Below are 11,813 nucleotides of genomic sequence, written 5' to 3'. Positions count from 1 at the left end.
GGGACTGGTTTATTTTGGCAGCTTTTATCTGGGAAAACGCTGCCTCTCTCTGCCATTTGGCGCAAATCAACCTGTCCCATTCGCACCAACCTGGTGCAATGGGGACGGGTTAGCTTGCACCAATAAAAAGAAAAGGGCCGCGCACCCAAATGGATGCGCGGCCCTTATGCCATGAATGCGAGTGTTTCCGCGGCGAGCTATTTACTCAGCAGCCTCGGTGGTCTCGGCCTCGGCAGCGGCCTCCTCGACGGGAGCCTCTGCGGGAGCCTCGGCGGCCTGCTTGGCAGCCTCCTCGGCAAACTTAGCGGCACGCTTAGCCTTCTCGGCAGCCTTAGCCTCAGCGGCGGCCTTGCGAGCGGCCTCGGCCTCAGCAGCCTTGGCGGCCTTGGCAGCCTTGGCCTCCTCGGCCTTCTTGAGCTGAGCGGCAGCGGCGCCACCGAACTTGTCGGCGAAGCGCTGGACGCGTCCACCGGTGTCGACGAACTTCTGCTGGCCGGTGTAGAACGGGTGGCACTCGTTGCAAAGCTCGACCTTCATCTCGGACACGGTAGCGTGCGTCTTGAAGGTGTTGCCGCAGGAGCACGTCACCGTGCACTCGACATACTGGGGATGGATACCCTGCTTCATGGTAGGACTCCTTATTGGTCAGGCGCTGGTTACCGATCAGCGCATAAGGCGTCTTGGTTTCCGACCAAGACAACAAACTCGGCTATGGTACCACGGCGCCGCGTGTCCCACAAAAGGTTCACGGTCTTTTCGGCACAACACGAGCTGGACCTTAAATATCAACTTCATCCGAACACTCCCCCACATTCATCTCTCGTATGTATCGAGGTATTCCTGCTTGAGCGTCTGCGAGGACGACTTGATCTTTTCCACGAGCGTGCCGTCCTCGATGAAGTAGAACGAGTTGGTGAGGTCTGCCAGGTCGTCGAGCAGATGGCTTGAAATGAGCACGCTGCGTCCCCGCGCCACCTCGCTGCGCATCGCGTCGCAGGAGGTTTTCCGCTTTCCCGGATCGAGGCCGTTCAGCGGTTCATCGAGGATGAGGTACGGGCAATCGGTCGCTATCGCCATGGCAAGCTTTACCTGCTGCTTCATTCCTGTCGAGAGTTTACGGGTCGGCTTGTCGAGATATGGGGAGATTCCGAGGGAGCTGCAGAGCGAGTCGATGTCGGCGGCCGATTTCCACGCCTCCCTAACGAAAGCAAGGTGCTCGATGGCCGATAGCGTGGGATAGAGATCCGCGCTGCCCGAAGAGCTCAGGTAGACGAGTTCTGCAAATTCGGCTGATCGACGTTGGCAGATTCCGTCTGCCGCCAGGCTTCCCGAGCGGATGCGGGTGGGAAATTGGCCCGACAGCGCTTCAAGAAGGGTGGTTTTCCCCGAGCCGTTGGGAGCGACGAGGCCCGCCGCCGTTCCCGGGCTCAGGAAAAGCGACCCGATTGAAAGTATCGTCGTGCTCCCGTATCCCACGCTCGCGTCCAGAAGCTCGAGCCCATGGTGCTTTTTCGCGGGTCCAGGCTGTTTGGGCGAACGTGTCGCAACGGCGCCGACCGTAAAAAGGACCGCGACGTATGCCAGGGCCACGGCAAGCATCGATGCGCTGCCTGAACCGGAGCCAATGAATTCTGTCGGGAAGCATCCCACGTAGCCCGTTGCCTCGATAGGCGAGAATACGGCCAGCGGCAGGAGATTGAGCGCGGCGTTATGCTCCAGTGCCGAATCGGACAATAACGGGAATGCCGGGGCCGCGACAAGCAGCGCGGAGGCAAGGGGGCCCGCGAGGACGCGCCTCGTTGCGGTCGATAGGACGGCGGAGCAAACGGATATCAAGGTTCCGCCCGCAAGCAGCGCGAGAAGCAGGGCTGTGAAGACGTTTCCCGCGGTCGTGGTGGTAAGCGCGCCGTCATGGAAGAAGGCGATCGGGTACCCAATTTGCCCGAAGCCGTTTAGGACCAAGGCGTAAATGCCCCCGGGTGCGAGGCCGGCGAGGAGCATCGCGGTCCCCGCGACGATTATCGAAAACACGATCTGAATAAGGCGCCGGAATTTGGGCACGGGCGCCTTCGCCGCCAGGGTCGCAGGCCTTGTGGCCCCGAGCAGGAGTATCGACGAGAGAAGGAAGGGAATGAAGGGAAGGAAAGACGGCACCATGGCAATGGCGTAAGGCAGGAAGGAAAGGAATGGCAGATCGCTTGCGGAGACTGGAATGTGCGTGATGCCGGAACTGCTCAGAGCACGGCAATATGCGAGCGCCGCGTCATTGGTCTCTCGGTCTCCCACGATGGATCCGGATTGGAAGCCTTCGCCCATGAGCGCGTAGTAGCTCTCGGCAGAATCGAGAAAGGCGGCGTCGGTTTGAGCGGCAAGGGCGGCGTTCGCGTATCTTGCAAGCTCCGCGTCATTTTGCTGCTCTGGAGATAGGTCTGTGCCGCTGGCCTGGGGCGCGCGCGTATTGAATGCGTCGACAAAGCCCTGCATGCCCTGCTTCATAAAGAAGGGGCCGTAAATGGGTGAATTGAACGCAATGGGGATGGAGAAGGCTGCGGCAAGAACGAGCGTAGAGATCCATACGGCCTTGTCTCTTAGGATTAGTTTGAGAAGAAGTCGACAGTACATTTAGAAGCACCTACATTTCTCAAATCATCGTTAGATTAATAATGACAGACCGAATGAAGATGCGTGCGACGGGGGCGAGGCGAATGGCTGAGCGGTATCGATACGCGGGTTCAACGGTATCACATTGGCCACATAGATTTTTAACTTGCATTTCTACCCGCCCTTTTCGTAGAGTCGCCGATACGTGCTTAGCGCACCCTCGGCGCGTCCGGCAGGCTTTGCGAAATGGGATCCAGGAGACTTCGGCGCAGCATCATCTTGCGGAATGCTTCTAATGAGCCTCCCATCCTTCAAAAACAGAATCTCATCGCACAGCCTATCGACCGAATCCAAGATGTGGGATGACATGATGATGCACGTACCAGAATCGGCCAGCTTCCTGAGAATCTCGGAATGCAAGTCCACCCTGCTGGGGTCGAGCGCGTTCATGGGCTCATCTAATAGAAGGTACCGCGCACCCGTCGCATACGCAATCGCCAGGGTAAGCTGCTGCTTCATGCCCTGGCTCAGAGTGCGGATCCTCATCTTCGCGAACTCGCCTATCTGCGTTTGTTCCACTATCTCTTCGATATCGCGAGCATGCGGCCACATATCGCAAACCATCTTGAGGTGATCTTCCGCATGCAATCCGGGATACAGCAGCGTCCCCTCACCAGGTGCATAGAAGATCATAGAACGGACCTCTCTCGCACCCGTACCCTGCACCTCATCCAGAACGATGCTCCCGTCCACGCGAGGACCCGGCAAACCTGCCATCGCACGTAGCAACGTCGTCTTTCCATGCCCGTTCGGAGCGACGAGACCGTAGACCGTACCCGGGGCAAACTCAGCGTCCACCGAATCTACGAGCACCTTCTTTCCATAAGAGATCGTCAGCGTTTGAAGGCCAATCATCGAGATCATCCCCTTTCGATCTTTGGAACACTCAGGCGCACCATCAACGGAGATACGGCGCCCAAAACCACCAGCAGAGCGCCCGATGCGCCGACGACCTCTCCAAAAGGCATCGCGTTCGTCCCTCGCCCAAGGAACCCAATCGTCCCCACCTGGGAAGCGGGATCAAACGAGGCGAATGGAGCCAGCAGCGCGACGCCCATGCCCGCGCTTTCAACATGAGCGCTCAACGAACCCAACACCAAGAGAACCGCGCAAACCACTCCGGTGACAACGGGGTTGCGGCTAATCGCTGCTGTCAACGCAGCGACGACGGAAATCACGCCGTATGCCATGACCAGCAACGGAATACTGCACAACACCGCCTCCCCCACCATGGACGTTGTCGAAGCTCCCGCCCGAATGAGAGCGACGGGATACTCCGATCCACCCGCACCGTTCTTAATCAAGGACACAACCGCAGCGGGAACCATCGACACCAAAAGCAGCGCCAAGCCAAGCAGGAGAGACAGCGCAACAGCCGTCAGAAAACGCACATGCGCTGTTGCGGGGACTTGGAAAACCAGAAGGGAACGGCACCGCAGGTAGGTGCACGCAAGCGATGTGACAACCACGGGCAACAGCCAAAACAAGGAAGGAAGCGCTGCCTGGAGATAGGAAAGGAGGATTAATGGGGGCATCTTCGTACTTAACTCGTAAACCTTGGGGTCCGGCAAGCTCGCGATCGACTCAAGCAGAAGGGCGCGCGCCTCCGCACGAGAAGGAGTCTCCGGCTCGATTCCGATCGATTGCAGGAGGGTCGCATCTGCCGCGCCCAGCTCGCCTCGAGCGCGCTCGTACGTCGCAAGGCTTCGAAACCCCTCCGCAGGCGTGGGCGCGTACACGAAACCCGAAAGAGCATCTCGCATGCCTTCCAGGGCCGCTTTGCCCTCGACGTCCATATTCGCAGCGTCCTGCTCTAGATACCGATCTATTGAACGGAGCTCCCCATCCCTATACCGAACAGCGGAAACGTCACCAGCGTCAGGAAACACCTCGACCAGAGCCGGGGCCAGCATCGCCGTCGACATTGCAATCGCGCATACGGCGAGGGCAGGAGAATGCAGGAGCAGCTTCCCCATCGTTCTTACGTATGCAACGGCGGAGGCACAAGCGCTCGAACGGGCTGTCGTTCTCGATGCGGTGAAGGAACCTCTCTCAAGACAAATCGGAGATATCGGGCGCGCGCAGCCGCTCTTTCCAGCAACGCAAAGCAGGCTAATTGCCAGCACCTCGATCCCGATTGCGCATACGAGGGTAATCGCGCCACGCTCGAAGCAAAGTCCAGGCAGATTCACTATCTGCGTTGTCGGGTACGGGCTATAGGCGCCGACGGTCAACTCAGTGTTCGCATACGTAAGGGGATTCAACAGGGCGAACTCACGTAAAGCGATGGATCTTCCGTAATACCCGGGAACCATCGTCGCCCCCATCAGGGCACATACGAACACGATTCCAAGCGTAGGGTTATTGGCAATCTTCACGGCAAGGTGAACGACGAGCGAGATGAACGCCGCCACCAAGAATTGCAAAATGGCCGTCTGTGCGAACACCAGCCAAGCCGGTTTGATAACCGGAGTCGCATATTGAACGTAGCCTATCGGATAGAACAGCGAGCCCGGGCCATTCTTCACAAGTGCGGCGATTATCCCTGGAAGATTGACGGCGAAGACGGCAAGCATCGCAAAAACACTCGCCCATACGCTCGATGCAACAAGTCTACCCAGCTCGCCCATCGGTGCCTGGATGATGAGCTTTTCACGTTTGTTAAGACGCGCGGCAAGGAACGAGACGGCAACGGCCGTTGCGACCCATAGCAAGTACTCCTTCGATCCGTCATAATAGGTGTACTCTCCATCCGATATCTGCAGAAACGGAAGTAGGGGAGAGAGCGGTGCCAAGATAAGACGTCCCGCGGCAAGAGGGTACAGAAGCGCGGGCATGCTTGATGAAGAGGTATAGACACCGTCCTCCCCCGCATTCACAAGCGCATCCGCATAGGATGCTGACAATTCCTGCTCAACACGGGTTATTCCCGACTCGAGGTATTCGACCCGTCCGTCGATGCCAGCCGCGCTCCTGAAGACGGGCAGAGCACAAAGAACCATCAACGCAACAACGACAACACAGAGCGACCTGGAGGAGAGAAGCGACCTAAAGATCGCCTTCGAGATTTTGAGCATATTCATCGCCAACCTTAACCTCATCCAGTCGGAACAGAAGGGCCGAACAAAATGCTCGGCCCTTCCTCGCATCTAGTAGGTGCTATAGACAAATTGCCATTTATCAGTTGTGCCAAGAACACCACAGGAGCACATTGCAGCGAGGCGGGATTCCCTATGATGCGCGGATCGGCGATAGCCATTTCGGTAGGAGATCGTCTTGTAAGAGATGTTGAACATCGAGATGCTGTGCCCGCTTACGCCGCGAGGACAGCTGTAGCTCCAGTAGGTATCGACGACGTCGTCCGTATACCCGAGGGGCTCAACGAGGGCACACTGGCTGCTCTCCTGGGAAGGAGGCATCGGGGTATCCGCAAAAGCGGGGGCTCCCGGCAGCAACAGACAAAGAGCGAGGCCGAGGAAAACCAAGAGCTTACACGACTTAACAGTACTGAACATAATCCTCTCCAATCTAGAGGGGTTTCGGTTGCAGCATGCTGTGATTACTTGCCGGCAAAGTCAATTTAACATAAACTGTTAAAAAGTAACCTGAGTTTTTTAAATTCTTCGGAGGTTATTATGAGTTCCGACAATCGCACTCCCCGGCTTCATTCCTTCCGCATCGCATGTGCGATAGCCTCTGCGACCCTTTGCGCCACCGCCATCGCACAAGTGGCGTTCTCCTTAAAGCCAGCAATCGAAGTGCTCGACAACCCTGTAATTGCAGACTCCCCCGCGTATCCAGCCCTTGCGATCTCGACATTGGTCCCTGCCGTCATCGGTATCGCTACGACCATCCTCAGCGCCGTTCTCGTGTGGACGATCAAGAGCGGAGACCCCTTCAAGAAAGGGTCTGCGACATGCTTGAAGGTGCTCGGCATTCTCTTCGTTGTTCAAGCTGCCACCAGCCTCTACGCCGGCTCACTCAAAACCTCCGTTTCGATGTTTGGCGGCGAGGGGGCCGTCGGCGCCCAAGAGATCGCTTCATCATTCGATTGGACCTCTCTGGTTCTCGGCATCGTCCTGTTCATGCTTTCCCAGCTCTTCTTGTACGCCCGAGAGCTGTACCTCGACTCCGACGAGATTGCGTAAGGAAACGCCATGCCCGTAATTGTTCGCCTCGACAAGATCATGGCCGAGCGAAAGATTTCCTCGAACGAACTTGCCGAAAGGATTGGAACCACGCCCGTGAACCTGTCCCGTATTAAAAAAGGGCATATTCGCGGCATTCGCTTCAACACACTCGAGCAGCTATGCCTCGCCCTTCGTTGCCAACCCGGAGACCTTCTCGAAGTCATGAGCGAAGAGGATGCCCGAAAGGAGTTCGGACTCGATTGGTCCGCCGAGGATTAGAGGGCGGTCGTACTCGCCCTGCACACGGGGATGCGAATCGGCGAGGTCTGCGGCCTTCGGTGGTGCGATGTGGATTTCGAGACGGGCCTGATCTCGATCAGACACTCGGTGGCGTACGCGAAGGGAATGGGTTCGTTCATCAAGGACACCAAGACCCATGACGCCAGGGGTATCCCCATCGACCCGGTCGGCCTACTCCCCTTCCTGAAGGAGACCCACGAGATCGACTGCGGAAAGCTGCGCTTGCGCGGCCTTACCGGGGCGGTCGAGATCGGGGACTGCTACATCCTGTCGGAGCCGGGCGCGACCTTCGCGACGACAAGCTATATCCGCAGGGCGTTCAAGACGTTCTCGGAGACCAACGGCCTCATGGGCACCAACGACGGGCTGATCACGTTCCACGGCCTTCGCCACACGTTCGCAACGCAGTGGATCCGCCAAGGCGGCGATATCAAGGCGCTCCAATCGATCCTCGGCCACAAGGACGCCATGGCGACGCTCAACGTCTACGCCGACATCGAGCCCATCTCCAAAATCCATAACATGCTGCGCGCCACGCCGTGCCTTTGGCGCGGGCACCTCGGGCCGAGGGTCGATCCGGGTCCCATGTTCCAACAGAGGATCCAGGAGTCCATCGAGACGCTCCAGGCGTTCGGCTACGGCATCACCGAGCCGGACGACCGAAATATCGCCATACGCGACGTGAAGACGAACAGTTGGCTCTAGCTCACCGAGTACGCGGCAGTGCTGGGCCCATCCCAACTGAGGTCACGGTGGTCCGATAGGGGCGCCGCCCGCGGCATGCGCCGCGGGCGGTATCCCCTACCGAAGGGCGGGGATGCCCTCCGCTTCCAGTTCGGAATCAGCCGTCGGAGGCGTTCGGCTGACTGCGGGAACGGCCTGTCCGCTCAATGTGTTCGGCTGAGATCGGAAATCAACCCAACACGAGCCGGACACGCGCCAGACGGCTCTTCCCCGTACGGCCTTCCCCCTTACGCTCATGTTGCAGGCATGTAACGCCGCAGCGAGCGCGCCTTTTTTGCGCCAGACAGGTACAATGATGAACACTGTACCGTAGCGGAGCGCCCCGCGCGCGCCGCAACCACGCGAAAGGGTTTCCCATGGCCGAGATCTCGTCCTCCCGTATCGTCATCACCGTCCTTGGCAAGAACCGCCCCGGCATCGTCGCCGGCGTCACCCGTGTCCTGGGCGAGGCCAACGTCGACATCCGCGACATCACGCAGTCCATTATCGAGGACATCTTCACCATGACCATGCTGGCCGATACCGCCGAGTCCAAGCTCGACTTCGCTGAGCTGCAGAAGGCCCTGGCCGAGGCCGGCGAGCTTTCGGGCGTCAACGTGTCCATCCAGCGCGAGGACGTCTTTAACTTTATGTACCGCCTGTAGCGAGCAAGCCGCCGGGGATTGCCTGACACGCGCATGCCCATGCAAGCCACCCCGATGCGGCCCGGAGAGGAGCGCGCATGGCCTACGACGCCAAGAAAATCTATTACCGCTTCGATGACCACTTGAGCCGACTGGTTCTGGATTACGAAGCAAGCCGCCAGATTTCGTCTGAGAGCGAAAGCCTCTACCACGGCCTTCCGACCGATCCTTATGAAGAGGGCCTGTTTGTCGAGCACAATGTCAAGCGCGGCCTGCGCAATGCCGACGGCTCGGGCGTGGTCGCGGGCCTCACTCGCATCTCGGACGTACATGGCTACAACAAGGTCGACGGTAAGGTCGTGCCCGATCAAGGCAAACTCACGCTTCGTGGCTACAGCATCGAGGATCTGGTCAACAACGCCCAGGCCGAGAATCGCTACGGCTACGAAGAGGTCGCCTATCTGCTCATCACGGGTTCTCTGCCCACCAAGGAAGAGCTTGACGGTTTTTGCGAACGTCTGGGTGCTTTTAGGCACCTGAGCGACGAATACGTCCGCGAGTTCCCCATGACCACAGTGTCGTCGAGCATCATGAATGTGCTTCAGCGTGCCGTGCTGCTGCTCTACGCCTTCGACGCCGAGCCCGACGCCATTACACCCGAGCACGAAATCGACGTCGCCATCTCCATGCTCGCCCGTCTCCCCCGCATCGCCGCCTTCGCGCATATGGCCTCGGTCGCCAAGCGCCGCGGCTCCGAGGTTCATGTCCCGCACCCCACACCCGGCCTCTCCACCGCCGAGACCATCCTGCAGGTGCTGCGCGGCGGCATGGCGTTCACCCGCGACGAAGCCATGCTGCTCGACGTGATGCTCATGCTGCATGCCGAGCACGGCGGCGGCAACAACTCCACGTTTGCCTGCCGTGTGCTGTCCTCCTCGGCCACCGACCCGTATTCCGCCTACGCCGCGGCTATCGGCTCGCTCAAGGGCCCGCGCCACGGCGGCGCCAACGCCAAGGTCGTGTCCATGCACGAGGACATCCGTGCGCATGTCTCCAATTGGGAGGACGAGGACGAGGTCGCAGCCTACCTGGGCAAGATTCTCGACAAGCAGGCCTTCGACGGCACGGGCCTCATCTACGGTATGGGCCACGCCGTCTACACGCTGAGCGACCCGCGCGCCGAGGTGTGCCGCCGTTACGCGCGCACACTTGCCGCCAAGAAGGACCTGGGCGATGAGTTCGCGCTCATCGAGCGCATCGAGCGCCTGGCACCGCAGGTGATGCGCGACCACGGCATGACCAAGCCTATCTGCGCCAACATCGACCTATACACAGGCTTTATCTACAAGATGCTCGGCGTACCCGAGACGCTTTTTACGCCGCTATTCGCCGTCGCCCGCATGGCCGGCTGGTCGGCGCACCGCATGGAAGAGCTCTTCTGCGCGCACCGCATCATCCGTCCCGCGTATCGCCCGGTTATCGAGCCGCTGGAGTACAAGCCGCTCGCCGACCGTTAGGGCGCGGACCGTTATAGAACCCGAGCGTGGCCAGGGCATCACCGCCCTCGGCCACGCTTTTTATGCCAGCAGAAAGGGCTGCATCGAATGATTGTGTTTTCCGATATGGATGGAACGCTGTTGACGAGCGATAAGCAGATGAGCGATGCCACCTGGGCGATGCTCGACGAACTCGCTCGACGCGGGATTGAATTTGTGCCCTGCACGGGACGTCCACTGTCGGGCATCTTTGAGCCCATCCTCGCCCATCCCGCCGTGCACTATGCCGTCTGTGCCAATGGCGCCAGTGTCTGGCAGCTCGACGACGATATGCCCACCGATGTCTCGCGCGCCACGCGCATATTGAGCCGTCCGCTCGATCGCGGCATTGCCCATCGCATCCATCGCATCGCCGCCGGCCACGATGTGACCTTCGATATCTTCGCGGATGGGCAGTGCTTCCTCCCCCGCTCGCTCTACGCGCGTCTGGATGAGTTCTGCGGCGGCGACCCCCACATCGCGGCTTCGCTCAAGCGCACACGAACACCGATCGACATGGATATCGACAGCAAGATCGACGAGGTCGAGACGCTCGAACGCATCGCCATGTACTGGCACGACCCGGCCGATCGCGATGCCATCGCGGCTGAGCTCGACACGCTCGGAGGCATCGAGGTCACGCGTTCGTACGCCATGAATATCGAGGTCATGGGCGAGGGCGCCACCAAGGGAACGGCCCTTACATGGCTATGCGAGCACCTGGGCGAGCGTCTCGCCGACGCCTGGGCGTTCGGCGACAACATCAACGACATTCCCATGCTACAGGCAGCAGGCCACGGCATGGCCATGATCAACGCCGAGCCCGAGGATCGCGAGGCCGCCGACGCCATCACCGAAGACGACAACGACCACGACGGCGTCGCCCGCACCATCATGGCCGCCCTCGCCTAGCAGCAGCAACCCGGCAGGGTAGCTAAGTAGTCGTTGGGGACACTCCTCGCGGGGCGCCGCAAAGACTGTCCCCGGCTGCCGACAGAAAAGGAACGTCTCCATCTGCCGAATTAGGCGAGACTCTCCAGCACGCGACGGAGCTCCTGCTGAACGGCGTGGTCGCGGTTGCAGCCTACGACGCGATCGGCAACCGCTTTGAGCGCGGGGCGCGCGTTTTCCATCGCGCAGCCCGTGCCGACAAAGCGAATGATCTCGTAGTCGTTCATCGAGTCGCCAAACGCCATGACCTCGTCGCGTCCAATGCCGTAGTGTTCCGCGAGCTGCGCGATGCCCGAGGCCTTCGACACACCGGGCTGCATAGCATCGATCCACGCGTTGCCCGAAGGCGCAAAAGTAAAGAGCTGACCAAGTTCGCGCTGTAGCACGTAGGCGCTGTCCATAACGACACCGTCATCGCAAAAGATACTCGCCTTGATGATATTTACGCTGGGATCGGGCAGCTCCCAAATACGCTCGGCATTGGGAAGGTCCTTATCGACCTCACGCACGAACTTGCACTCGTCATCGAGCAGGAAGGACTTGGTTCGGTCAAAGAGCGCAAGATGCAGATTGGGAAACGTCGCGACTGCTTGGGCGAGCTTTCGAATCGCCAGGTGCGAATACACCTCACGGTCTACCATTTTGCCGTCGGCGTAGACTTGGGCACCGTTAGCGGCGACAAAGTCCATCTTGTCGCGAACGGGCGCAAAGAACTCGCACAGGCGATCGTAGCGGCGACCTGACGATGCGGCAAAATGCACGCCATGCTCGTGTAGCGCCAGAATCAGTTCGTAGGTCTCGGGAGGCACCTGGCTGTTTTCGTCAAGCAACGTGCCGTCCATATCGGATGCAATCAGTTTAAACATGGA

Annotated in this window: 11 protein-coding genes; 6 read left to right on the top strand and 5 right to left on the bottom strand. The window is 59.5% G+C overall.

Annotated elements, in window-relative coordinates; all coding sequences use genetic code 11:
• Positions 1-201: 201 nt before the first annotated feature.
• The 4 genes from rpmE to ACESSC_RS00865 form a co-directional block, all read right to left on the bottom strand.
• Positions 202-627, bottom strand: coding sequence for a 50S ribosomal protein L31 (rpmE, locus tag ACESSC_RS00880; RefSeq protein ID WP_006235303.1), 426 nt, complete (start codon positions 625-627; stop codon positions 202-204).
• Positions 628-813: 186 nt separating this feature from the next.
• Entirely contained in the window at positions 814-2,496 is a 1,683-nt protein-coding gene (locus tag ACESSC_RS00875; protein WP_373160862.1) for an ABC transporter ATP-binding protein, read from the bottom strand.
• Between the two features lie 279 nt (positions 2,497-2,775).
• Positions 2,776-3,516, bottom strand: coding sequence for an ABC transporter ATP-binding protein (locus ACESSC_RS00870; protein ID WP_373160860.1), 741 nt, complete (start codon positions 3,514-3,516; stop codon positions 2,776-2,778).
• Positions 3,517-3,521: 5 nt separating this feature from the next.
• On the bottom strand, positions 3,522-5,744 hold the full coding sequence (locus ACESSC_RS00865; protein ID WP_373160858.1) for a hypothetical protein: 2,223 nt from the start codon (positions 5,742-5,744) through the stop codon (positions 3,522-3,524).
• A gap of 552 nt (positions 5,745-6,296) precedes the next feature.
• On the opposite strand from ACESSC_RS00865, the gene ACESSC_RS00860 reads away from it, so the two are divergent.
• The 6 genes from ACESSC_RS00860 to ACESSC_RS00835 all read left to right on the top strand — a co-directional run bounded on the left by ACESSC_RS00860 (position 6,297) and on the right by ACESSC_RS00835 (position 10,905).
• On the top strand, positions 6,297-6,809 hold the full coding sequence (locus ACESSC_RS00860; RefSeq protein ID WP_006235293.1) for a DUF2975 domain-containing protein: 513 nt from the start codon (positions 6,297-6,299) through the stop codon (positions 6,807-6,809).
• Between the two features lie 9 nt (positions 6,810-6,818).
• The gene (locus tag ACESSC_RS00855) at positions 6,819-7,070 is read left to right on the top strand and encodes a helix-turn-helix domain-containing protein (RefSeq protein ID WP_006235292.1); all 252 of its coding nucleotides are present in this window, start codon (positions 6,819-6,821) and stop codon (positions 7,068-7,070) included.
• A gap of 18 nt (positions 7,071-7,088) precedes the next feature.
• Positions 7,089-7,796, top strand: coding sequence for a site-specific integrase (locus ACESSC_RS00850; protein ID WP_373160953.1), 708 nt, complete (start codon positions 7,089-7,091; stop codon positions 7,794-7,796).
• A 395-nt stretch (positions 7,797-8,191) separates the two neighbouring features.
• Complete coding sequence (locus tag ACESSC_RS00845) at positions 8,192-8,479, top strand: ACT domain-containing protein (RefSeq protein ID WP_006235289.1); 288 nt, start codon at positions 8,192-8,194, stop codon at positions 8,477-8,479.
• Positions 8,480-8,556: 77 nt separating this feature from the next.
• Entirely contained in the window at positions 8,557-9,975 is a 1,419-nt protein-coding gene (locus ACESSC_RS00840) for a citrate synthase (RefSeq protein ID WP_373160856.1), read from the top strand.
• Positions 9,976-10,062: 87 nt separating this feature from the next.
• Positions 10,063-10,905: a Cof-type HAD-IIB family hydrolase gene (locus tag ACESSC_RS00835; RefSeq protein ID WP_373160854.1), complete on the top strand. Its 843-nt coding sequence runs from the start codon at positions 10,063-10,065 to the stop codon at positions 10,903-10,905.
• 110 nt (positions 10,906-11,015) lie between these two features.
• Here ACESSC_RS00835 and ACESSC_RS00830 read toward each other — a convergent pair whose 3' ends face one another.
• Positions 11,016-11,810 (bottom strand): Cof-type HAD-IIB family hydrolase, encoded by a 795-nt coding sequence (locus ACESSC_RS00830; RefSeq protein WP_346963640.1) that lies wholly within the window; start codon positions 11,808-11,810, stop codon positions 11,016-11,018.
• Between the last annotated feature and the right edge of the window lie 3 nt (positions 11,811-11,813).

The organism is Collinsella aerofaciens, from assembly GCF_964243765.1.
Classification (GTDB): Bacteria; Actinomycetota; Coriobacteriia; order Coriobacteriales; family Coriobacteriaceae; genus Collinsella; species Collinsella aerofaciens_BU.
The sequence above is the reverse complement of the archived record's forward strand: the minus strand, read 5'-3'. Positions and strand labels throughout refer to the sequence as shown.